The sequence below is a fragment of the Clostridioides sp. ZZV14-6153 genome (genome assembly GCF_020657855.1).
Classification (GTDB): Bacteria; Bacillota; Clostridia; order Peptostreptococcales; family Peptostreptococcaceae; genus Clostridioides.
Genome location: NZ_JAGWCZ010000005.1, coordinates 1 through 23455 on the forward strand (window position 1 = coordinate 1; position 23455 = coordinate 23455).

A 23455-nucleotide genomic window follows, 5' to 3' on the forward strand; every position below is an offset into this window, starting at 1 on the left:
TGGCTCGTTGGTCAAGAGGTTAAGACACCGCCCTTTCACGGCGGTAACAGGGGTTCAATTCCCCTACGAGTCACCAAAAAAACAATTAAATAAGCGGGTGTAGCTCAATGGTAGAGTTCTGGCCTTCCAAGCCAGCTGTGAGGGTTCGATCCCCTTCACCCGCTCCAAAAAAATGGGATCATAGCTCAGCTGGGAGAGCACCTGCCTTACAAGCAGGGGGTCGCAGGTTCGAGCCCTGCTGGTCCCACCATTTGCGGCCTGGTAGTTCAGTTGGTTAGAATGCCAGCCTGTCACGCTGGAGGTCGAGGGTTCGAACCCCTTCCAGGTCGCCAAATTAAATAAGCGGGAATAGTTCAGTGGTAGAGCGCAACCTTGCCAAGGTTGAAGTCGCGAGTTCGAATCTCGTTTCCCGCTCCATAATAATTTGGGTGCATAGCTCAGCTGGATAGAGCAACGCCCTTCTAAGGCGTGTGTCCGGGGTTCGAATCCCTGTGCGCTCATTAAGAAAAGTTTACTATATTTATAGTAAACTTTTATATTGTTTAAAAAGACACAGGATACATGCATGTCACCTGTGTCTTTTTCTTTATAATTATATAAGAGTTACATTATATTCATTAATATTGTAATCATATTAATGGTAATGTATAATAGTCTACAAGAAGTTTATAGAAAGATTTATTGCATAGACTTAATTATTAGTAAATAGGCTCATATACATTATACTGTATACTTTATAGTACTGAGACATTAGAATACTATTTAAATTCATAAATTAATTTCTTATACTGAAAAAGAACGATGAAATATATTATGAAATACTAGATATTCTAAATACTTGATAATATGGTGTTTGTAGATTGTATTAAATGAATTGTTATATTTATAAGTAATATATGTATGACTTTGAAAATAGATAAGCTGTTTTAATTATTTTAATTATAAAAGATAATTTCTAGAAAAGATACATAATAAGATATTAATAGAAGTTGATATAAATTATTTATAAAGGAAATTATTGGTATAATATAAAAATAATATTACTAATATAATATTAATAAAAATAATGTTACAATTTTATATAATTAATAAATAGATTATTAAATTTATTGTAGTGAAAATATATTGAAAGATAATATGTATTTTGAAATAGATTTTATAGTATAAAATTGCATCAAGGCGCGAGTACTATTTTGTATTCGCGCCTTGATGATTTGAATTATTTAAACTAGATTTAACTTTAATAGAAAATATATATTTGATTAGCAATGTTTTTAATGTATTTAGAGATTATTTAACAATCTCAATCTATAAAAATAGAATTATTTACACAAAAGTTAAATAGTTTGTATAGAGTTAGATTTATATAGTATAATACATAGTGTAAATAATTAAGAAGTTATCGAACAGGAGGATAAAACTGTGTTAGATATAAATTCTTTTTTAAATGAATTTTTTAATATAATATTAAGAATGAGTATATATGATTTAATTGACATATCCATAGTAGCATATATTTTTTACAAAATATTTATGTTTATAAAAGACACAAGAGCAGAACAAGTATTTAAAGGTATAATATTTCTTTTGCTAGCAACTCAACTTAGTAACACTTTTAAATTGCATACCGTTTATTGGATATCTCTTAAGGCGCTGGATTATGGAGTTATAGCAGCTCTTATAATTTTTCAGCCAGAATTTAGAGCAGGGCTTGAACATATAGGAAGAGCGAAGTTTAATTTATTTGGAAAAAATGTAAATACTTCAGAAGAAACTCTTAATAGAACTATAGAAGAGATTGTAGAAGCTTTATATTCACTTTCTAGACAAAAAATAGGAGCTCTTATCATAATGGAGAGAGAAACCAGAATAAGTGATATAATAAATACAGGAACTATAATTGATGCCGAAATTTCTAGGCAATTATTGATAAATATATTTATACCAAATACACCATTACATGATGGAGCTGTTGTAATTAGGGACTCTAAGGTAAAGGCGGCTGCATGTTTCTTGCCGTTAACAGAGAGTAAGGATTTAAGCAAAGATTTAGGTACTAGACATAGAGCTGGAATAGGTGTAAGTGAAGTCTCTGACTGTATAACGCTGATTGTATCAGAGGAAACTGGAGGCGTATCAATTGCTAAAGCTGGTAAGTTATATAGAGATATTTCTAGAGAAAGAATGATGAATATATTACGTAGTAATCTAAAAACGAATACAGAAACAAGAAGTTTTTTCAAAGGTGGTATATTTAAATGATAAATAGACTAAAAAATAATACCAAAATAAAAATAATATCATTTTTAAGTGCAATTGCTTTATGGATGTATGTTATGGCTGTAGTTGACCCTGAAGAAACTAGAGGGTTTGAAGATATACCTGTATCTATAAGTAATATGAGTGATTTAAATGATAAAAATCTTGTTATATATCCAGACGAAAAATTAACAGCAGATGTGTATATAAAAGGTAGTTTATCAAAGGTACAAAAAGTTAAAAAAGAGGATATACATGTATATGGAACTGTTGAAGACCCAATACAAGGTAAGAAGGAAGTATATTTAAAAGCAAATATTCCTCAAGGTGTTACTTTAGAATTTAAGCATGACGTTTTAATAGTAAATCTTGAGAAAAATATAAAAGAAAAAAGAGATATAAAGGTAGAAGTAAGTGGGAATTCAAAAAGAAATATAGATAATATTGAATTAAGTAAAAATTATGTCGATATATCGGGTACGATGAGTTTAGTTAAAGAAGTTAAAAGTGTAAGAGCTAATCTAAATGTCGGCAATGAGACAGAAGATTTCTCTAAAAAATTGGATTTAATACCTTTAAATAGTGATGGAACTAAGGTTGAAGGTGTGACATTAAGTTCAAGTTCTGTAACAGCAAGTGTAGAATTATTAAAAGAAAAAACTGTACCAATAAGAGTAGATTTAAAGGATAATAATCAAGATAATAATACATTGAAAAATTATAAATTAAGTAAAGATGAAGTTACAATAAAAGGTAAAAAAGAAAATATAGACAAAATAAATTATATTAAGACAAAACCTATTGATTTAGTTGATTTAGCTAATGGAGAAGAAAAAGAAGTGAGTCTAGAGATTCCAGAAGGAATAACTATTGATGATACCTCTATAACTATAAAGCTAAATGAAACAAAACAATTAAGCGCTGAGTTTGTATATAGTCCAGAAGATATTATGTTAAGAAATATTCCAGCAAATATGGACAATCCAAGTATAATTTCTACTGGAGATATTCAAGTTGTTGTAGAGTCAGCAGAAGATTTAAGTAAGCTAAATAAAAAAGATATTTCGTTATATATCGATTTATCAGAAGCACCTGCTGAAAATGGTAAATATAAAATAAAATATGAAACAACATATCAATTTAAAAAAATAAATATAGAACCTAATATTGTTGAAGTGGAATGAACAAATATTTTGAATATTTAGTTGTTACAAGATGCGACAAAAAAATCTATAAAATTAAGTTTGTTAATTTTATGTTTTTGTTGCATCTTGTTTATTTTAGTTATATTATAAAATAAGGACAATGAGATATTTGTTAAATCTAAAAAGTGTTAGATATATGAAAAAAGACTGATAAATAGATTTAAATAAATATTTTTGAATTAAATATTTCAATTATCCCTAGGAAAACGTTGCTGAACGAGTTATAATTTAATTGAGATATAAAAGTTCTATTTCAAAAAATTCAAGATGAGGTGGAAATGCATGAGAAGTTTTGAAGAAGTAATTAAGTTTGCAAAGGAAAGAGGACCTAAAACTATATCAGTAGCATGTTGTCAAGATAAAGAAGTTTTAATGGCAGTTGAAATGGCTAGAAAAGAAAAAATAGCAAATGCCATTTTAATAGGTGATATAGAGAAGACTAAAGAAATTGCAAAAAGCATAGACATGGATATCGAAAATTATGAAGTAATAGATATAAAAGATTTAGCAGAAGCATCTCTAAAATCTGTTGAATTAGTTTCACAAGGAAAAGCCGATATGGTAATGAAAGGCTTAGTAGACACATCAATAATACTAAAAGCAGTTTTAAACAAAGAAGTAGGTCTTAGAACTGGTAATGTATTAAGCCACGTAGCAGTATTTGATGTAGAGGGGTATGACAGATTATTTTTCGTAACTGATGCAGCTATGAACTTAGCTCCTGATACAAATACTAAAAAGCAAATCATAGAAAATGCTTGCACAGTAGCACATTCATTAGATATAAGTGAACCAAAAGTTGCTGCAATATGCGCAAAAGAAAAAGTAAATCCAAAAATGAAAGATACAGTTGAAGCTAAAGAACTTGAAGAAATGTATGAAAGAGGAGAAATCAAAGGTTGTATGGTTGGTGGACCTTTTGCAATAGATAATGCAGTGTCTTTAGAAGCAGCTAAACATAAAGGTATAGATCATCCTGTAGCAGGAAGAGCTGATATATTATTGGCTCCAGACATCGAAGGTGGTAATATATTATATAAAGCTTTAGTATTTTTCTCAAAATCAAAAAATGCAGGAGTTATAGTTGGAGCTAAAGCACCAATAATATTAACTTCTAGAGCAGATAGTGAAGAAACTAAACTAAACTCAATAGCTTTGGGCGTTTTAATGGCAGCAAAGGCTTAAATTTAAGGGGGAAATAGGCAAATGAGCAAAATATTTAAAATCTTAACAATAAATCCTGGTTCGACATCAACTAAAATAGCTGTATTTGATAATGAGGATTTAGTATTTGAAAAAACACTAAGACACTCTTCTGAAGAAATAGGAAAATATGAGAAAGTTTCAGACCAATTTGAATTTCGTAAACAAGTAATAGAAGAAGCATTAAAAGAAGGTGGAGTAAAAACATCTGACTTAGATGCTGTAGTAGGTAGAGGTGGTCTTCTTAAGCCTATAAAAGGTGGAACTTACTCAGTAAGTGACATTATGATAGAAGATTTAAAAGTAGGAGTTTTAGGAGAACATGCTTCAAATTTAGGTGGTATAATAGCAAAACAAATAGGTGATGAAGTTAATGTTCCTTCATACATAGTAGACCCAGTTGTTGTGGACGAACTAGAAGAGGTTGCTAGAATTTCTGGTATGCCTGAAATAAGTAGAGCAAGTGTAGTACATGCTTTAAATCAAAAGGCAATAGCAAGAAGATATGCTAAAGAGATAAACACAAAATATGAAGATATAAATCTTATAGTTGCACATATGGGTGGAGGAGTTTCTGTTGGAGCTCATAAAAATGGTAGAATAGTAGATGTTGCAAACGCATTAGATGGAGAAGGACCTTTCTCTCCAGAAAGAAGTGGTGGATTACCAGTAGGAGCATTAGTAAAAATGTGCTTCAGTGGAGAATATACTCAAGATGAAATTAAAAAGAAAATAAAAGGTAATGGTGGATTAGTTGCATACTTAAATACTAATGATGCTAGAGAAGTTGAAGAAAGAATTGAAGCTGGTGATGAAAAAGCTAAATTAGTATATGAAGCTATGGCATATCAAATCTCTAAAGAAATAGGAGCTAATGCTGCAGTTCTTAAGGGAGATGTAAAAGCAATATTATTAACTGGTGGAATCGCATATTCAAAAATGTTTACAGATATGATAGCAGATGGAGTTAAATTTATAGCAGATGTAAAAGTTTATCCAGGTGAAGATGAAATGATTGCATTAGCTCAAGGTGGACTTAGAGTTTTAACTGGTGAAGAAGAGGCTCAAGTTTATGATAACTAATGATAAAAGAATAAGAATCATAACAGGTCACTATGGAAGTGGTAAAAGTGAATTTGCGATGAACTATGTTGTTAAATTAAGAGAGATGGTTTCTGGCAAAGTTGCTATAGCCGATTTGGATGTGGTAAATGTATACTTTAGAACTAGAGAAAAGAAAGAGCTAATGAAATCTTTAGGTATACAACCAATAGATAGTTCAATTAATGCTCCAACATTAGATTTACCAGCAGTATCAGCAGAAGTAATGTCACCTATGGTTGACCATTCATACAATTCTGTTATAGACTTAGGTGGAGATAATGTAGGTGCTAGAGTTATAGGAAGATTTAGTCATTTATTAAAAGAAGGCGACTATGACATGCTTTTTGTAATAAATGCAAATAGGGAGAAAACTCAAACTTCTGAAGAAGTTATCCAATATATAAAGGAAATAGAGAAATCTTCTAAACTAAAGGTAACAGGTCTAATTAATAATACTCATCTTATTAGGTTTACTACTATTGATGATGTTTTAAGAGGTCAAAAAGTTGCAGAAGAAGTTTCTAAGGAATGTAATATACCAATAAGATATGTTGCATGCTTAGAAAATCTTGTTGAACAATTACCAAAAGATTTAGAGGGAGAAATTTTTCCGATAAAATTATATATGAGAGAAGACTGGATGTAGTTTGAGCTCAAATATATAGAAAGTTTAAGGAGGCTTAGGTAAATGGCTAAAGGAAAAGTATCTTTTAATCAAGAACGTTGTAAAGGTTGTGGATTATGTGTTGAAGCATGTCCAGTAAAAATCATACAATTAGACTCAAACACAATAAACAAAAAAGGGTATAACCCAGCAACTGTTTCTGAAATGGAAAAATGCATAGGATGTGCAAGTTGTGCAACTATGTGTCCAGATGTAGTTATAACAGTAGAAAGAGATTAATTTAAATTAATATTTAAGGGGGAATTTTAATGGCTAAGATACTTATGAAAGGTAACGAAGCATTTGGAAAAGCAGCTATAGAAGCTGGTTGCAAATATTTCTTCGGTTACCCAATAACTCCACAAAGTGAATTACCAGAATATTTATCAAGAGAGTTACCTAAAATAGGTGGAGCGTTCGTTCAAGCTGAATCAGAAGTTTCTGCGATAAACATGGTTTATGGTGGAGCAGGTGCAGGAGCAAGAGTTATGACTTCTTCATCTTCACCAGGCGTTGCTTTAAAACAAGAAGGTATAACATATGCAGTAGGAGCAGAAGTTCCTTGTGTTGTACTTAACGTAATGAGAGGTGGTCCAGGACTTGGAAGTATACAACCTTCACAAGCTGACTACTTTATGTCTACAAGAGGTGGAGGAAACGGAGACTACAGAACTCCAGTATTCGCACCAGCTACAGTTCAAGAAGCTGTTGATATGATAATGGAAGCTTTTGATGTTGCAGATTACTACAGATCACCTGTTATGGTAGTTGCAGATGGTATGATAGGTCAAATGATGGAGCCAGTTGAATTCAAAGCTCCTGAAAAGAAGAGAGAATTGCCTCCTAAAGATTGGGCAACTGTTGGAACTAAAGGAAAAAGAGTACCTAATGTAATAAACTCTTTATACTTAGAGCCAGAAGTATTAGAAGATCACTGTTGGCACTTAGAAGCTAAATTCAATGAAATGGAAAAAAATGAAGTACAATATGAAATGTACAAAACAGAAGACGCTGAATTTATATTTGCAGCTTATGGAACTACTTCAAGAATAGTGAAAAGTGCAATTGATATATTAAGAGAAGAAGGAATAAAAGCAGGTCTTATAAGACCTAAAGTATTATGGCCATTCCCATTTGAAGCATTTGACCAAATCCCTAGTGCTAGAAACATATTAACTGTTGAAATGAGTATGGGACAAATGGTGGAAGATGTAAAAATGGCAGTAGAAGGTAAATTACCAGTTTACTTCCATGGAAGACCAGGAGGAATGACTCCAACACCAGCAGAAATAGTTGAAAAAGCTAAAAAAATTATTGCCGGAGAATTGGTTGCAGGAGGTGCTAGATAATGGCTGTTGTATTTAAAAAAACTCAAGGGTTACAAGATACTCAAACTCACTACTGTCCAGGATGTACACATGGTATAATCCATAGATTAGTTGGTGAAGTATTAGAAGAATTAGGAGTATTAGGTGATGCTGTAGGTGTTGTTCCAGTTGGATGTTCAGTTTTAGGATATAAATATTTTAACTGTGATACTCAAGAAGCAGCTCATGGTAGAGCACCAGCTGCTGCTACAGGAATAAAAAGAGTTCATCCTGAAAACACAGTATTCACTTATCAAGGTGATGGAGACTTAGCTTCAATCGGTACTGCTGAAATAGTTCATGCAGCTGCTAGAGGAGAAAAAATAACTACTATATTTGTAAACAATACAACATATGGTATGACTGGTGGACAAATGGCTCCAACTACATTAGTTGGACAAAGAGCTACTACTGCTCAATCAGGAAGAAATGCTGAAACTCAAGGTTATCCAATAAGAGTAAGTGAAATGTTAGCTACATTAACAGGAGCTGTATTCGTAGAAAGAGTAGCAGTTGATACTCCAGCTCATGTTAGACAAGCTAAAAAAGCTATAAAGAAAGCATTCCAAGTTCAACAAGCAGGATTAGGATTTGGAATAGTAGAAGTATTATCTACTTGTCCTACAAACTGGGGACTAGCTCCAAATGATGCTTTACAATGGTTAAGAGACAATATGATACCATACTATCCATTAGGAAATTTCAAAAATGTTGAAGTTGAGGAGGTGAAGTAAATGTCTACAGCTAGAGTAATATGTGCAGGCTTCGGAGGCCAAGGTGTTATGTCTATGGGACAATTACTTACTTATGCAGGAATGTTAGAAGGAAAAGAAGTTTCTTGGTTACCATCTTATGGACCAGAAATGCGTGGAGGTACAGCAAACTGTGCAGTAACTGTATCTAGTGAACCTATTGGTTCTCCACTTATAACAGATGATGCAACTGCAGCTATATTATTAAATATACCAGCATTTGAAAAATTTAAAGACGATGTTGTACCTGGTGGAAAAATAATAGTAAACAGTTCTTTAATAAAAGAAAAAGTTGAAAGAACAGATGTAGATGTTTATTATATCCCAGCAAATGAATTAGCTGTTGAATTAGGTAATGATAAAGTTGCTAATATGATAATGCTAGGAGCTTACTTAAAAGTAGCTGATACAGTGGATATAGAATCTGTATTAGAAGCATTTAAAAAAGTTTTTGGACCTAGAAAAGAAAAATTTGTTCCATTAAACAGAGAAGCTTTACAAAAAGGTATGGATGCTGCATGTTGTGGAGCAACTAACTAATAAAGAAAAAAGATGTCAAAAAAAAGACAATAGAATTATTTCTATTGTCTTTTTTGCTGAGAAGTATTAAAATATTTTTATGACTGAAATTAAGAATATAATAGTATTTTATGAATTATAAAAATATAATACAAATTACAAGCTTTTCAATTATGAAAGGAGAATATTTAGTGAGAAAGTATTTTGGAACAGATGGAGTTAGAGGCATAGCAAATACAGAATTAACATGTGATTTAGCATATAGACTTGGTAGAGCTGGTGGATTTGTTTTAGCTCAAGGAGACCATAGAGTAAAAGTAGTAGTAGGTAAAGATACTAGAATATCTGGAGATATGTTGGAGGCATCTTTAATAGCAGGTCTTATGTCTGTTGGATGTGATGTTATTACTGTTGGAATAATACCAACCCCTGCAGTTGCATATTTAACTAGAAAATATGGTGCTGATTGTGGTGTGGTTATATCTGCATCTCATAATCCTGTTGAATATAATGGAATTAAATTCTTTAATAAAAATGGATATAAATTGGATGATGAAATAGAGTTAAAGATAGAAGAATATATAGATGATATAGATAAAGTAGATTGTATGCCAGTTGGTGAAAATGTAGGACGAAGATTACATGAGCATTATGCACAAAGAGACTATGTAGATTATTTAAAATCAATAATTAACACTGATTTTAGAGGATTAAAGGTGGTTTTGGACTGTGCTAATGGTGCATCGTATAAAGTAGCACCAATAGTATTTGATGAATTAGGAGCAAGTGTAATTTCAATAAATAGTTCACCAGATGGAAACAATATAAATTATAAATGTGGCTCTACACATCCAGAACAACTTCAAAAGGCTGTTTTGGAACATAATGCTGACTTAGGTCTTGCATATGATGGAGATGCTGATAGATTAATTGCAGTAAATGAAGAGGGTCAAATTGTTGATGGAGACCATATAATGATATTGAGTGCTTTAAATTTAAAGAAAAATAATAAATTAGCACAAGATACTTTAGTAGTTACAGTTATGAGTAATATAGGATTAGCAATAGCTGCAAAAGAAAATGGAATAAAATTATCTACTACAGCAGTTGGAGATAGATATGTTTTAGAAGATATGGTTAAAAATGGATATAATCTTGGTGGAGAGCAATCTGGACATATGATATTCTTAGATTACAATACTACAGGAGATGGAGTTCTTAGTTCTTTAATACTTGCAAATATAATACTGCAAGAAAAGAAACCTTTATCAGAACTTGCATCAATAATGAGTCAATATCCACAAGTATTAGTGAATGCAACAATAAAAAATGAAAATAAAACCAAATATATGGAATATCCAGAAATAAAAACTGAAATAGAAAGAATAGAATCTATTTTAGATGGAAATGGTAGAGTCTTAATAAGACCATCAGGAACTGAACCATTGGTTAGAGTTATGTTAGAGGGTAAAGAGGAAGGTCAAATAAAAGAATTAGCAACAAATTTAGCTAATCTTATACAAGAAAAATTATCGTAATTTATAAGGGTATTCTCAGATATAAACCCTGAGGACACCTTTCTAAGCGCCAGAACTTAGTTATAGACACAAGAATTAAGTATTATTGGAACTAAGTTGACGAGGTCAGAGTTAATCGAATTGTCGGCGGATGCTCTGCGGTGTGTTTACCATCGAAAGACTTCTTTAAATAATAGGAGTAATCCTATGGACAAAGGGAAGCCAAAGTAAACTTATATGACCTAACTCTTAAAATATATAAATAATATTTTTAGGAGGACACAAATAATGTGTGGAATAGTTGGATATTTAGGAAGTAGAAAGGCAGCAGAAGTTATCGTAGAGGGGCTTTCTAAGTTAGAGTACAGAGGTTATGACTCAGCAGGAGTAGCAGTTAATGGTTCTAATTGTGATGAACTTAATATTAGAAAGTTCAAAGGTAGACTTTCTGTGCTTGCAGAAGATTTAGAAAAAAATCCTATTGATGGAAATTTGGGAATAGGACATACAAGATGGGCAACTCATGGAGAACCATCTGATGTAAACTCACATCCTCATTTTAATCAAGCTAAAACAATAGCAGTTGTTCATAATGGGATAATAGAAAATTATATGGAAATCAAAGAAGAATTAATTTCTGAAGGTGTTAAATTTGAATCTCAAACAGATACAGAAGTAATAGCACATTTAGTAGATAAATACTATGAAGGTAACTTGTTAGACGCTGTATATAAAACTATATCAAAATTAAGAGGAGCTTATGCATTAGGTGTTATATGTAAAGATCATGGAAATGAATTAGTTGCAGTAAGAAAAGATAGTCCTCTTGTAGTCGGTGTGGGTGAAGGCGAAAACTTTATAGCATCAGATATACCTGCTTTATTAAAATATACTAGAGATGTTTATTTCTTAGACAATGGAGAGATAGTTCACCTAAAAGATGAAAATGTAACAATTTATGATTCTAATAGAAATCTTGTAGAAAAAGAAGTATTCCATGTAACATGGGATGTAGAAGCTGCATCTAAAGGTGGATATGATTACTTTATGTCAAAAGAAATACATGAGCAACCAACAGGAGTTAGAGAGACTCTAGAAAGAAGACTTGATGATAATGGAAATATAATTTTAGATAGTATAAATATTTCTAAAGAAGATTTAGATAAAATAAATAAAGTTTATATAGTAGCTTGTGGAACAGCATATAATGCTGGATTACTTGGTAAGTATGCTATAGAAAAATTTGTAAATATACCAGTAATAACTGATATAGCATCAGAATTTAGATATAGTGACCCATTTGTAGATGAAAACTCATTAGTAATATTAGTTAGCCAATCTGGTGAAACAGCAGACACTTTAGCAGTATTAAGAGATTCAAAAGCTAAAGGAGCAAGAATACTTTCAATAACTAATGTTGTAGGTTCATCTATAGCAAGAGAATCAGATGATGTTTTCTATACTTGGGCAGGACCTGAAGTAGCAGTTGCATCAACTAAGGCATATACAACTCAAATAACTTCTTTATATATGATAGCTTTAGATTTTGCTATTAAAAAAGGAACAATAACTAGAGAATTTTATGATAGTATGATTTCTAAGATGAAAGAAATACCATCAAAAATACAAGAAATATTAGACAATGAGGAATATATAAAAGAAGTTGCTAAAACAGTTGTTAGCTCTGACCATGCTTTCTATTTAGGAAGAGGTATAGATTATAGTTTAGCAATGGAAGGTTCATTGAAATTAAAAGAAATATCATATATACATGCAGAAGCTTTTGCAGCAGGAGAATTAAAACATGGAACAATAGCATTAATAGAAAAAGGAACTCCTGTAATTGCTATAGCTACTCAAGAAAAATTATTTGAAAAAATGGTTTCTAATATGGAAGAAGTAAGAGCAAGAGGAGCTTATGTCGTAGCAATTGCTCAAAGTCATAATAAAGACGTTGAAAAAGCTGCTGAAAAAATAATATATATACCAAACTCAGATGATATTTTATCACCAATATTAGCAGTTGTACCAATGCAATTACTTGCTTATCATGTTTCTGTACTAAGAGGTTGCGATGTAGATAAGCCAAGAAACTTAGCTAAATCAGTAACAGTTGAATAAAAATATATTAAAAATTGCATAGATAATATCTATTAGAAAAAACTCATTCTATTTGTTATAATTTTATAGAATGAGTTTTTTATTATAGAAAAAAACTATTAATCAATCTGGAGGTGTATTTGTATAAAAGAAGTAAAGCTAAAACTAGAGACATTAAAAAAAATCGAAAAAAATAACGATGATTGTATAAATTGCAAAAAATGTTTTAAAGTATGCCCTATGATGAAAGAATTTGGAGACTCACCAAGAGAACTTATGATAGATATTTTACAAAATAAATCAATAAATAAAAATATGCCATATTCCTGTATGTTATGTGGAATATGCAAGGTAGAGTGTCCAAAAGATATAGATTTAAAAGAAATATTTTTTGATGTAAGGAAAGAAATATTCCATGATAATCAAAAAGAATTAAATGATATAGGATATAGAACAATAAAATTTCATCAAACTAATAGTTTCTCTCCATTATTCTCAAAACAATTTATTAAAAAAAACACTAAAAAGATTTTTTTCCCAGGATGTAGCCTTTCTAGCTATAGTAGTGACTTAGTATTAGAAACATATAAATATTTAGAAAATCATATAGAAAATATATCCTTAGCTTTTGAATGTTGTGGCAAGCCAACTTTAGCTATGGGAGATACAAATAAATTTGATGAATATTATTCTAAAATAGACAAGCTATTTAGAGAAAATGATATAGATGAGGTAATCGTAGCTTGTCCCAATTGTTTTAATACTATAAGAAATAATAGTGATATAAAAGTGATTTCAATATGGGAGGTGATAAAAGAATATGGGCTTCCAGAAAATCTAAAAAATCATTATGATGATTTAAATCAGGAATTTTTATTACATGACCCATGCCCTATAAGAAATGAGAATAATATACATGAGTCAGTCAGAGATATACTGGGTTTTATGGGAATAAAAATAATTGAATTTGAAAAAAATAGAGAAAACACAGAATGTTGTGGCTCTGGAGGTATGGTAAGGGTTACTAATAATGAAGTTGCTATAAACCAGACCAAAAATAGAGCAAATAATAAAAAAACAGATTATGTAATCTCATACTGTCAATCTTGTTGTGAGTCTATGTTAATGGCAGATAAAAAAGCACTACATGTATTAGATTTTATTTTTGATGTTGATGTTATAAACAAAAATAAATTAACCCAGAAAAAAACATCATCTATTAAAAAATGGAGCACAAGGTATAAAGGAATAGCATTAGCAAAGAAGATGAATATAGAAACTTAATAAATGCACATAAAAAGTATATAAGCTAATGAAAGGAAATGATATGTTAGATACACATGCAAGAAAATATGTAGAGCCATTTATAAGCAAGGGAGCAGAGTTCTTTTTAAAACTTAAATTAACCCCAAATAACGTAACAATAATAGCGCTTATAGTTGGAATATCTACGTCTTTATTTATATATCTCGATATGAAAGTGCTAGCAATAATTACATTATGGGTTTCAGGATACCTAGATGCTGTAGATGGTGATATGGCTAGAAGTAGTAATAAAACATCCTTATTTGGAACATTAATGGATATTACTTTTGATAGAATAGTAGAAATAAGCATGATTTTAGTATTTGGTTTGAAGATGATTGATGTAAGATTAAATCTAATGATTCTTTTAAGTAGTATTCTTATCTCAATGACTATATTTTTAACTGTTGGTGCTTTAACTGATAAAAAAGGTATGAAATCATTTTATTATCAAGCTGGCGTAGCTGAAAGGAGTGAGGGATTTATACTTTTTACTTTGATGATTTTATTTCAAAGTTATATTGGGATGATAGCAAATCTATTTTCTATAGTAGTTTTATTTACAGCAGTTCAAAGACTATTAGAAGCAAAAAAAATATTATAAATTAATTTTCGAGAGGGGAAAAAATGAAAAAAAGGATATTAACAATACTATTATGTTTAGGACTTATATTTGGATTGGTAGGGTGCTCAAATAACGATAAAAAAGAAGAGCCTCAAAAAGACATATTAGAAAGTAGCAATGAAGAGATTTTAAAATCTGCAAAAGGTACAACAGTTAACTTTTATGGATATGGTGGAAATGAAGTAATGAATAAATGGTTTGATAGTTATGTAATTCCAAAGATGAAAGAAGACTATGACATAACTTTAAAAAGAGTAGGAATGGATATAGAAAACATTCTTAATAAACTATTGTCAGAAAAACAAGCTGGAAGTGCTAAGGGTACTATAGATGTGGTTTGGATAAATGGAGAAAACTTTAAAACAGCAAAAGAGAATAAATTGCTATTTGGACCTTTTGTAGAGAAACTTTCTAATTATGAAAAGTATGTTGATTCATCTTCTGAAGATATTACTACAGATTTCGGAGTGAAGGTAGAGGGGATGGAAGCTCCTTGGGGTAAATCTCAATTTGCAGTTGTAACAGATACATCTAAGATTAATACAAAAATAACTGATGCAGAAACACTAAAAGAAGCAATTGTATCTAATCCTGGAAAATTTACTTATCCAGCTCCACCAGATTTTACAGGAAGTGCATTTGTTAGAAATATAATATATGATGTAGTAGGATATGATAAAGTAAAAAATTTACCAGAAGATGAAGCTAAAGTAAAACAAGCCATACAACCAGCTATGGATTATCTTAAAGAAATAAAACCATACTTATGGAATAAAGGTAAAACTTATCCTGCGACATCTTCCCAGTTAGACAATATGTATTCAGATAATGAAACTTATTTTACAATGACTTATGCTCCAAATGTATTATTAGGAAGAATAGAAAATGGAGAGTTTAGAAAATCTACAAAAGCAATAGAATTTGAAAAAGGAAATATAAGTAACACACACTTTGTTGCTATACCAGATAATTCTCAAAATAAAGAAGGTGCAATAGCGTTAATAGATTTCTTGATGAGTATAGATGCACAATCCTCTAAGACAGAAACTAAAAATTGGGGAGATACATCTGTTTTAGATATGAAAAAGATTCCAAGTGAAGATGTTAAGAAATTTAGTGAAACTATAGTATTAAAAAATTCAGTTCCAGAATTAAAAGCAGGAATAGTTCCAATAATAGAAAAAATATGGACTCAAGAGGTACTAGAAAGTGAAAAGTAAAATAATTAATGATAAAATAATTCCATATTTATTAATAGCACCTGTATCTATCATCTTGATACTTATAATGGGTGTAGGAATTATAAATTGCATCTCGCAAAGTCTAGGATTTTTTCCTCAGATTGGTCTTGAGCAAATTACATTAAGTTATTATAGAGAAATTTTTAGAGATTCTAATTTTTTAGAATCTCTTATCTTTAGTTTGAAGATTTCTTTAGTGTCATCGATTTTAGCTGTTATTATAGGTATACTTTTAGCATACATAATGTCTAAAAATAGATTTTCTAAAGTTAGATATATGATTCTAAATATTCCACTAGTAGTTCCACATATAATAGTTGTATTGTTGGTATTTATAATATTTTCTCAAACAGGTATAATTTCAAGAGTATTTTACTTTTTCAATATAATAAAGGATTCATCTGAATTTATACCAATGGTTTCTGATAAAAATGGAATAGGAATAATTTTAGTTTATCTGTGGAAAGGAATACCATATATAACACTAATGGTTTATAATATACTGAAAAATATAAATGATAATCTACAACAGGTATCTATAAATTTAGGTGCAAGCAAACTTCAAACTTTTAGATATATAGTGTTGCCACTTGCTATGCCCACAATAATTTCTTCATTTATAATAATTTTTGCCTTTTCGTTTGGTTCTTTTGAAGTTCCTTTTTTAATAGGAGCATCAACTCCAAAAGCATTACCAGTTCAAGCATATCTGAGTTATGCTAGCTCAGATTTAATGCAAAGACCAATCTCAATGTGTATCAATGTTTTATTATCTGGAGTAAGTTTTATACTATTAATAATCTATGATAGATTTTTTAATAAAATATCAAAATATAATGTATAGGAGTATCTATGAGTAAAAAATTTAATATAATTCTTAATATCATGTTTGTAGTTATTATAGCTCCTATAATATTATTGGCAATATGGGGAGTTGTAAATACATGGCCATTTCCAAATCTTTTACCTAATGAATTTTCATTAAGAGGATTTAGATATATTTTGGATATAAGTAATCTGAATATTATTTTGAGAAGTATTATAATATCAATAATTGTAGTCTTAGTCACTATTTTATTAAGCATACCAGCATCCAAAGCATTAGCATTATATAACTTTAAAGGAAAAAGGTTTTGTGAGTTACTGATATTGTCTCCAATTATAATTCCACTAATATCTGTTGCTATGGGCATACATATAGCATTTATAAGAATAGGTCTAGCCAATAATACTTTGGGAGTAATTATTATAAATATACTTCCATGCATACCATATTCAGTTCGAATAATAACAGATGTTTATAAATTAATAGGTGATAATTTAGAAATACAAGCGAAAGTACTTGGAGCAAGTAGATTTAATACATTTAGATATGTGACTTTCCCTTTGATTTTGCCAGGGATATTGGGTGCATCAAGTATGTCTTTTATAATATCCTTTAGTCAATATTTTTTGACTCTTCTTATAGGTGGAGGTAGTGTCATAACCTATCCAATGATTATGTTTCCATATATACAAAGTGGAGACAGGACAATAGCATCTTTGTATAGTATGCTATTTTTAATAATAAGTCTATTTATCTTGATAATAATAGAATACAGTGTAAAAAAGAAATATAAACATATCCAAAATACAAGGCTATTTTAGTACGATTGGAGGTGTAACAATTGTCATCAGTTAAACTTATAAATTTATGTAAGAGTTTTAACAAAATAAAAGTTTTAAACAATATGAATTTGGATATAAAAGAAGGAGAAATAGTTTCTCTTTTAGGCCCATCAGGTTGTGGAAAAAGTACTACTCTAAAATTAATTGCTGGTATTCTACATCCTGATTACGGAGATATACTTTTAAATAATGAATCAGTATTAGATATACCTATAGGAAAAAGAGATACTGTAATAGTTTTTCAAGATTATTTACTATTTCCACATATGACTTTATATGAAAATATAGAATTTGGCCTTAAAATGAAAAAAATAAACAAGAATATAAGAAAAAGTAAAGTAAGTGAACTTATAAATTTAGTTAAGCTAAAGGGATATGAAAATAAATATCCAAACGAACTCTCAGGAGGACAACAACAACGTGTTGCAATAGCAAGGTCTTTAGCAATAAATCCAAAGGTACTGTTATTAGATGAGCCATTTTCAAATTTAGATATTAATTTACGTAATGAAATGAGAGAGTTTGTATTAGGATTACAAAAACATCTAAAGATAACAACGGTATTAGTAACACATGACAAAGAAGAAGCATTGATGATGAGTGATAGAATAGCAGTTATGTTAAATGGTGAGGTTAAACAATTCGACACGCCAGATAACCTTTATGAAAATCCCAAAAGTAAAGAAGTTGCAAATATATTTGGAGAAAAAAATTATTTAATAGGAAATATAAGAAACGGAGAATTTGTGAATGATATAATTTCTATTAAATTAGATAAATATAAAAATATAAATATAGATAATGTAGAGTTAATGATACCAAAAGAAAGTATAATCCTAAAAACGATTAATAATGATGTAGGAAGAGAAGGGATTATATTAAGAAAGAGATATGCAGGAGATAAAATTTACTATGATGTAGATATTGACGGAACTGTATTAAAAGCTAGTAGTAACAATAATTTATATGAAATAAATGAAAAGGTAGATGTATTTATAGAACAAAGAAAAATTCTATTCTTTCCTATTGAATTATAGAAAAAAACTATAACTGTAATCAAGTAAATAAGTATCAAATATATTTTAATTTTGTTATAATGAATTCGAATACTATAATAAAATAAGATTTTATATCAAAAAAGGGAATATTTTTAATATTTGGAGGGTAATTTTATGAAATTTAGTAAAAGATTTAAAGTTTTAGCTATTGGTTTAACTTTAGTATTAACATTAGGGAGTGTAGTTGGTTGTGATTCTAAAGAATCAGCAAAACCAAAAGAATCTTCTCAAAGTCAAGATAAGGCTAGTTATAAAGAAGCCACAGGAGAAGAGGCTGTAAAAATGATGAAGAAAAATAAAGAGTTATTGATATTAGATGTAAGAGGTGCAGACGACTATGCTAAAGGTCATATTATAAATGGTATAAATATATTAGTAGATGATTTAGAAGGTAAATTAAGTGATTTAGAAGGATATAAGGATAAAACTATATTAGCGTATTGTAACTCAGGTAAAAAAAGTGCAAAAGCTGCTGAAATATTAGTAAAAAATGGATTTAAAGATGTTTATAATGCAGAAGGTGTAAAAGATTTTGATTATGGATTAGTTAAATATAATGATATAACTGCGCCTGAAATGTTAAAGTTAATAAGCGAAAATAAAGATGCTATAGTGATAGATGCTAGAAAGGCAAAGGAATTTGAAACTGGACATTTAAAAGAAGCTATCAATATACCATTAGAAGACACAGAAAAGAAAATGGGAGAACTTGATAAAAATAAGGATATAATCTTATACTGTAGAACTGGAAATAGAAGTGGACAAGCAGCTAAAATACTTTCAGAGAATGGATTTACAAAAGTATATAATTCAATTGATGGTGTAGATGAATATGATTTTGATTTAGTTAAATAGATTAAAATAATAAAAGATTGCTTAGAAATCGGAGTACAAATTATGTCAAAGAAATTCAGAGAAGAAAAAGAATCTTATGCAAAAGGGCATATACATACAAGTGTTCATATAAATACTGATATTATAGAACCTCCTCCAACATGGATGCTTACTAATGATGATAATTTGGCCAAATTTGCTTTAGACTATGGATTTACAAAAGATGATACTGTGATAGTTTCAAGTAGTGCATCTATGGCTTCTTATAGAATTGCTATTATATTACGATATATAGGAGTAAGAGATGTAAGAGTTTTGAATGGCGGAATAAACTCATGGTTATCAGAAGGATATGAGTTGGAGTTAACTAGCAATCCAAAGAGTTCATGTACTACTTTTTGGGCAAATATACCAGCTAATCCACAACTAATTGTTAGTATACCAGAATTAAAGCAAAAGCTAAGAGATAAAAATAAATTTACGTTAGTGGACAATCGTTCTTGGGATGAACATATAGGTAAAATATCTGGATATAGCTATTATGATAAAAAAGGGCGTATACCAGGAGCCTTATATGGTTATGCAGGTAGTGACAGTGTATCACTAGAAGAGTACCGTAATATAGATAACACAATGAGAAATCAATATGAGATCTTGGAAATGTGGGATAAAGAAAATATAGATACTAATAAACAACTTGCATTTATGTGTGGCAGTGGATGGCGTGCTGCAGAGGTATTAACATATGCAAATGCTATGGGATTTGAAAATACTTCTCTCTATAGTGATGGATGGATGGGATGGAGTCTTGATGATTCAAATCCAATTGAAATAGGAGATTTAAAATAGAATTTTGTAAAAAATACAATATAATTGTTTAAAATGAAGGTATATTCAGTTTATTAAGTTGAATATACCTTTGTTATGTTTTAAAATATAAACATAGTTAGAATATGCTTATATAGATGTACACTTATTTAAACATATTATTAGCAATATAGAATTAGAAATTTATATATTATGAGGTGTGAAATATGATTAGTAAAGATGAAAAAGCAAGGTTAAAAGCTGAAGGTATATTAGCTCAAAGCCAAGAAGGGTATTTCTCAATAAGAATATTGAGTAGAGCTGGAAACTTTACAGCAGAACAACTTATCAACTTATCAAAGCTATCTGAAAAATATGGTAGAGGTTATTTAGGTGTTACTACTAGATTAGCTGTTGAAATACCATGGATAAAGTATGAAGATATAGATTTAATGAAGGAAGATTTAAAAGCTGTAGGGTTAAAGCATGGTGGTACGGGTAAAAAAGTAAGACCATTAGTCGCATGTAAGGGTACTGTATGCCAACATGGAATATATGATACACAAGAATTATGTGGAAAGTTACATGATTCATATTTTGGATATGATTTACCATCTAAAACTAAAATTACATTAGTTGGATGTCCAAATAACTGTGCAAAGGCGAATACTAATGATGTGGGTATAGTAGGTCAAGTATATGTAAAATTTAATGAAGAGAAATGTAAAAATTGTGGGTTGTGTACATCATCCTGTAGACAAAAAGCAGTTTATATGGAAGATAAGAAATTAGTGTGGAATAAAGAAGAATGTGTAAATTGTGGAAAGTGTGCTCAAGCATGTCCATTTGGAGCTATGGAAGTTGATAAAAAAGGACTAGCTGTTTATCTTGGTGGTAGAATGGGAAGAGGCTATAGATTTGGAGATAGACTTAGTAATTTGTATACAGAAGATAATATAGAAGAATTAGTGCAAGATGTATTTTATACATATAAACAATTAGCAAGTCCAGGAGAAAGAATAAGTAAAGTATTAGAGAGAATTGGAATTGAAGAGTTTGAAAAACATTTATTGAATATAAAATTACAAAATGCATAAAAATACATAATGATGAAGTATATCTCTCTTAAATTTGTTAATAATTCTGTTATAGAGAAAAACAAATTTAAGGGGGATTTTTATTATGAAGATAATAAAATTAGTTGTAAGTTTTTTTATGTTAATGGCTATAGGAATGACAATATCTTATGCGGATACAAGCATAAATACTAGATATAATAAACTAATTAGTGCTCTTGAAACTTCAGAAGCTGATTTTAAATATTATAATATGAAAATTAATTCTGTTATAAATTATAATTTATCAAATAAAGAATTACATAATATTTTTCTAGAAATAATTAACAATCTAAAGCTAGATGAAAAAGGAATAAATTGGAATGAAAAAGGGTATGGCGATAAAATACAATTATGTGCTACTATAAAAGATAGCGATAAAGAAATTTCTATAAAAGGAATAAATAAAAATAATAAAGAAAGCTACATAATAGTTGACATATTGGACAACAAAGTATATAAACATAAAGAGGATATTTATAGTAGTGTAGAAAATGTGTTAAATAAATATTCATCTCAAGTAGATGTATCTGCTTGTGTTGTTGGAGAATACACAAAAAGGTTACAAAACCACAAATATGATGATATTTTACAAAAAATATTATATAATATGAGTGCTAAGCAAATAGATAAAGTGAAAGACGTAAACTTTTTATCTATGACAGCATATAGTAAAGTATTAAATGATGATGATTTAGAATATTTAGGGGAAAAAATCAATTTAAATATAGGAATTAAATATAATGAGGACGATGGAAAAACACTCATATATATTGCCACACCAATTATAAAATTAGATTATTAATTATGAGGAGATCAGAAAATATGGCTAAGATAATAGTAAAAAAGAGTAATCCACTTAAAGGTAGTGTTAAAATAGATGGTGCAAAAAATGCAGTTTTACCAATAATAGCAGCAACTTTATTAGCGAACGGGAAATCAACTTTAAATGGAGTCCCAAATTTGAGAGATGTTCATGTTATATCAGATTTATTGAGACATGTAGGAGCAGAAGTTGAATATAAAGAAAATATACTTACTGTTGATGCAAGTAATATAAAAACTTGTGAAGCTCCATATGAGCTTGTAAGAAAGATGAGAGCTTCTTTTTTGGTTATGGGACCATTACTTGCTAGATTTAATAGTACAAAAATTTCTATGCCAGGAGGATGTGCTATAGGAACGAGACCTATAGATTTACATTTAAAAGGATTTAAAGCTTTAGGTGCAAAAATAGAAATGGACCATGGTTTTGTTGAAGCTGCAACAGAAAAATTAGTAGGAAATAAATTGTATTTAGATTTCCCATCTGTTGGAGCTACTGAAAATATAATGATGGCAGCTTCTTTAGCAGAAGGAACTACAATAATAGAAAATGCAGCAGAAGAACCAGAAATAGTTGACTTAGCTAATTTCTTAAATGAAATGGGAGCAGATGTTAAAGGTGCAGGTACTAACACTATAAAGATAAAAGGTGTTAAGGAGTTAAAAGGAGCAGAACATAATGTAATTCCAGACAGAATAGAAGCAGCAACTTATATGGTTGCAGCAGCTATGACAAAAGGTGACATAACAGTTGAAAATGTTTTAATGGAGCATTTAAAGCCAGTTGTAGCTAAATTAAGAGAAGCAGGTTGTGAAATTACAGAGATGGACAATTCTGTTAGAGTAGTAGGTCCAAAGGTATTAAAGCCAATAGACATAAAGACTTTACCACATCCAGGGTTTCCTACAGATGTGCAAGCTCAGTTTATGGCTATGCTTACTGTAGCTAATGGAACTGGTGTAGTTATAGAAACTGTTTTTGAAAATAGATTTATGCATGTTGCTGAATTCAATAGAATGGGTGCTAATATAAAAATAGATGGAAGAAGTGCGGTTGTTAATGGAGTAGATGAATTACATGGTGCAGCAGTAAATGCTACTGATTTAAGAGCAGGAGCAGCGCTTATTTTATGCGGTCTTATAGCAGAAGGAGAAACTCAAATAGGAGAAATATACCATATTCAAAGAGGTTATGTTGATATAGATAAAAAGATAACAGCATTAGGTGGTCAAATCAAAATAGTAGAAGATTAATAATTGGTTTAGATAAGTAAGTTATAAATTGAT

General features: G+C 29.9%; 22 protein-coding genes and 6 tRNA genes. All 28 read left to right on the forward strand.

The features are described from left to right. Position 1: 1 nt before the first annotated feature. The 28 genes from KGF46_RS07935 to murA all read left to right on the forward strand — a co-directional run bounded on the left by KGF46_RS07935 (position 2) and on the right by murA (position 23422). A tRNA-Glu gene (locus KGF46_RS07935) sits at positions 2 to 76 on the forward strand. Positions 77 to 93: 17 nt separating this feature from the next. Beyond that, a tRNA-Gly gene (locus KGF46_RS07940) sits at positions 94 to 167 on the forward strand. Positions 168 to 174: 7 nt separating this feature from the next. Continuing rightward, a tRNA-Val gene (locus KGF46_RS07945) sits at positions 175 to 250 on the forward strand. Positions 251 to 255: 5 nt separating this feature from the next. Next, positions 256 to 332, forward strand: a tRNA-Asp gene (locus tag KGF46_RS07950). Between the two features lie 10 nt (positions 333 to 342). Beyond that, positions 343 to 417, forward strand: a tRNA-Gly gene (locus KGF46_RS07955). Between the two features lie 9 nt (positions 418 to 426). Beyond that, a tRNA-Arg gene (locus tag KGF46_RS07960) sits at positions 427 to 500 on the forward strand. Positions 501 to 1422: 922 nt separating this feature from the next. Further along, entirely contained in the window at positions 1423 to 2262 is an 840-nt protein-coding gene (cdaA, locus tag KGF46_RS07965; RefSeq protein WP_227434523.1) for a diadenylate cyclase CdaA, read from the forward strand. Then, entirely contained in the window at positions 2259 to 3443 is a 1185-nt protein-coding gene (locus KGF46_RS07970) for a CdaR family protein (protein ID WP_227861913.1), read from the forward strand. Before cdaA ends, KGF46_RS07970 begins: the two co-directional genes overlap by 4 nt. Positions 3444 to 3746: 303 nt before the next feature. Then, complete coding sequence (gene ptb / locus KGF46_RS07975; protein ID WP_227434525.1) at positions 3747 to 4649, forward strand: phosphate butyryltransferase; 903 nt, start codon at positions 3747 to 3749, stop codon at positions 4647 to 4649. A 21-nt stretch (positions 4650 to 4670) separates the two neighbouring features. Further along, positions 4671 to 5750, forward strand: coding sequence for a butyrate kinase (gene buk, locus KGF46_RS07980; RefSeq protein WP_227827897.1), 1080 nt, complete (start codon positions 4671 to 4673; stop codon positions 5748 to 5750). Further along, the gene (locus KGF46_RS07985; protein ID WP_227827896.1) at positions 5740 to 6417 is read left to right on the forward strand and encodes an ATP-binding protein; all 678 of its coding nucleotides are present in this window, start codon (positions 5740 to 5742) and stop codon (positions 6415 to 6417) included. The genes buk and KGF46_RS07985 overlap by 11 nt, the downstream gene beginning before the upstream one ends. A 42-nt stretch (positions 6418 to 6459) precedes the next feature. Further along, the gene (locus tag KGF46_RS07990) at positions 6460 to 6675 is read left to right on the forward strand and encodes a 4Fe-4S binding protein (protein ID WP_227434528.1); all 216 of its coding nucleotides are present in this window, start codon (positions 6460 to 6462) and stop codon (positions 6673 to 6675) included. Between the two features lie 29 nt (positions 6676 to 6704). Continuing rightward, the gene (locus tag KGF46_RS07995; protein WP_227434529.1) at positions 6705 to 7784 is read left to right on the forward strand and encodes a 3-methyl-2-oxobutanoate dehydrogenase subunit VorB; all 1080 of its coding nucleotides are present in this window, start codon (positions 6705 to 6707) and stop codon (positions 7782 to 7784) included. Beyond that, on the forward strand, positions 7784 to 8536 hold the full coding sequence (locus KGF46_RS08000) for a thiamine pyrophosphate-dependent enzyme (protein WP_227827895.1): 753 nt from the start codon (positions 7784 to 7786) through the stop codon (positions 8534 to 8536). Before KGF46_RS07995 ends, KGF46_RS08000 begins: the two co-directional genes overlap by 1 nt. Then, positions 8537 to 9094, forward strand: a complete 558-nt coding sequence (locus KGF46_RS08005; protein WP_227861914.1) for a 2-oxoacid:acceptor oxidoreductase family protein — start codon at positions 8537 to 8539, stop codon at positions 9092 to 9094. It abuts the gene before it with no gap. 170 nt (positions 9095 to 9264) lie between these two features. Then, positions 9265 to 10611, forward strand: a complete 1347-nt coding sequence (gene glmM / locus KGF46_RS08010) for a phosphoglucosamine mutase (protein ID WP_227842689.1) — start codon at positions 9265 to 9267, stop codon at positions 10609 to 10611. A 267-nt stretch (positions 10612 to 10878) separates the two neighbouring features. Continuing rightward, the gene (gene glmS, locus KGF46_RS08015; protein ID WP_227827892.1) at positions 10879 to 12711 is read left to right on the forward strand and encodes a glutamine--fructose-6-phosphate transaminase (isomerizing); all 1833 of its coding nucleotides are present in this window, start codon (positions 10879 to 10881) and stop codon (positions 12709 to 12711) included. A gap of 186 nt (positions 12712 to 12897) precedes the next feature. Then, positions 12898 to 13974 (forward strand): (Fe-S)-binding protein, encoded by a 1077-nt coding sequence (locus tag KGF46_RS08020; protein ID WP_413926554.1) that lies wholly within the window; start codon positions 12898 to 12900, stop codon positions 13972 to 13974. A 43-nt stretch (positions 13975 to 14017) separates the two neighbouring features. Further along, positions 14018 to 14599: a CDP-alcohol phosphatidyltransferase family protein gene (locus tag KGF46_RS08025; protein WP_227861915.1), complete on the forward strand. Its 582-nt coding sequence runs from the start codon at positions 14018 to 14020 to the stop codon at positions 14597 to 14599. A 23-nt stretch (positions 14600 to 14622) separates the two neighbouring features. Continuing rightward, the gene (locus KGF46_RS08030) at positions 14623 to 15840 is read left to right on the forward strand and encodes an ABC transporter substrate-binding protein (protein WP_227861916.1); all 1218 of its coding nucleotides are present in this window, start codon (positions 14623 to 14625) and stop codon (positions 15838 to 15840) included. Further along, entirely contained in the window at positions 15830 to 16705 is an 876-nt protein-coding gene (locus tag KGF46_RS08035) for an ABC transporter permease subunit (protein WP_227842688.1), read from the forward strand. The genes KGF46_RS08030 and KGF46_RS08035 overlap by 11 nt, the downstream gene beginning before the upstream one ends. An 8-nt stretch (positions 16706 to 16713) precedes the next feature. Further along, positions 16714 to 17508, forward strand: a complete 795-nt coding sequence (locus KGF46_RS08040; RefSeq protein WP_227842687.1) for an ABC transporter permease subunit — start codon at positions 16714 to 16716, stop codon at positions 17506 to 17508. A 20-nt stretch (positions 17509 to 17528) separates the two neighbouring features. Then, on the forward strand, positions 17529 to 18566 hold the full coding sequence (locus tag KGF46_RS08045) for an ABC transporter ATP-binding protein (protein WP_227861917.1): 1038 nt from the start codon (positions 17529 to 17531) through the stop codon (positions 18564 to 18566). Positions 18567 to 18701: 135 nt separating this feature from the next. Beyond that, positions 18702 to 19442 (forward strand): rhodanese-like domain-containing protein, encoded by a 741-nt coding sequence (locus tag KGF46_RS08050; RefSeq protein ID WP_227861918.1) that lies wholly within the window; start codon positions 18702 to 18704, stop codon positions 19440 to 19442. Positions 19443 to 19484: 42 nt separating this feature from the next. Continuing rightward, positions 19485 to 20270: a rhodanese-like domain-containing protein gene (locus KGF46_RS08055; protein ID WP_227861919.1), complete on the forward strand. Its 786-nt coding sequence runs from the start codon at positions 19485 to 19487 to the stop codon at positions 20268 to 20270. A gap of 185 nt (positions 20271 to 20455) precedes the next feature. Next, entirely contained in the window at positions 20456 to 21325 is an 870-nt protein-coding gene (locus KGF46_RS08060; protein WP_227839398.1) for a 4Fe-4S binding protein, read from the forward strand. Positions 21326 to 21410: 85 nt separating this feature from the next. Further along, on the forward strand, positions 21411 to 22148 hold the full coding sequence (locus KGF46_RS08065; RefSeq protein ID WP_227827883.1) for a YwmB family TATA-box binding protein: 738 nt from the start codon (positions 21411 to 21413) through the stop codon (positions 22146 to 22148). Positions 22149 to 22168: 20 nt separating this feature from the next. Next, positions 22169 to 23422 (forward strand): UDP-N-acetylglucosamine 1-carboxyvinyltransferase, encoded by a 1254-nt coding sequence (murA, locus tag KGF46_RS08070; protein ID WP_227827882.1) that lies wholly within the window; start codon positions 22169 to 22171, stop codon positions 23420 to 23422. Positions 23423 to 23455: the final 33 nt, after the last annotated feature.

Coding starts and splice junctions, on each gene's coding strand:
- KGF46_RS08030 (WP_227861916.1), top strand. CDS start 14,623: ATGAAAAAAAGGATATTAACAATACTATTATGTTTAGGACTTATATTT.
- buk (WP_227827897.1), top strand. CDS start 4,671: ATGAGCAAAATATTTAAAATCTTAACAATAAATCCTGGTTCGACATCA.
- KGF46_RS08000 (WP_227827895.1), top strand. CDS start 7,784: ATGGCTGTTGTATTTAAAAAAACTCAAGGGTTACAAGATACTCAAACT.
- KGF46_RS08040 (WP_227842687.1), top strand. CDS start 16,714: ATGAGTAAAAAATTTAATATAATTCTTAATATCATGTTTGTAGTTATT.
- KGF46_RS07970 (WP_227861913.1), top strand. CDS start 2,259: ATGATAAATAGACTAAAAAATAATACCAAAATAAAAATAATATCATTT.
- KGF46_RS07995 (WP_227434529.1), top strand. CDS start 6,705: ATGGCTAAGATACTTATGAAAGGTAACGAAGCATTTGGAAAAGCAGCT.
- KGF46_RS08025 (WP_227861915.1), top strand. CDS start 14,018: ATGTTAGATACACATGCAAGAAAATATGTAGAGCCATTTATAAGCAAG.
- murA (WP_227827882.1), top strand. CDS start 22,169: ATGGCTAAGATAATAGTAAAAAAGAGTAATCCACTTAAAGGTAGTGTT.
- KGF46_RS08065 (WP_227827883.1), top strand. CDS start 21,411: ATGAAGATAATAAAATTAGTTGTAAGTTTTTTTATGTTAATGGCTATA.
- KGF46_RS07985 (WP_227827896.1), top strand. CDS start 5,740: ATGATAACTAATGATAAAAGAATAAGAATCATAACAGGTCACTATGGA.
- ptb (WP_227434525.1), top strand. CDS start 3,747: ATGAGAAGTTTTGAAGAAGTAATTAAGTTTGCAAAGGAAAGAGGACCT.
- KGF46_RS08050 (WP_227861918.1), top strand. CDS start 18,702: ATGAAATTTAGTAAAAGATTTAAAGTTTTAGCTATTGGTTTAACTTTA.
- glmS (WP_227827892.1), top strand. CDS start 10,879: ATGTGTGGAATAGTTGGATATTTAGGAAGTAGAAAGGCAGCAGAAGTT.
- KGF46_RS08005 (WP_227861914.1), top strand. CDS start 8,537: ATGTCTACAGCTAGAGTAATATGTGCAGGCTTCGGAGGCCAAGGTGTT.
- KGF46_RS07990 (WP_227434528.1), top strand. CDS start 6,460: ATGGCTAAAGGAAAAGTATCTTTTAATCAAGAACGTTGTAAAGGTTGT.
- KGF46_RS08060 (WP_227839398.1), top strand. CDS start 20,456: ATGATTAGTAAAGATGAAAAAGCAAGGTTAAAAGCTGAAGGTATATTA.
- KGF46_RS08055 (WP_227861919.1), top strand. CDS start 19,485: ATGTCAAAGAAATTCAGAGAAGAAAAAGAATCTTATGCAAAAGGGCAT.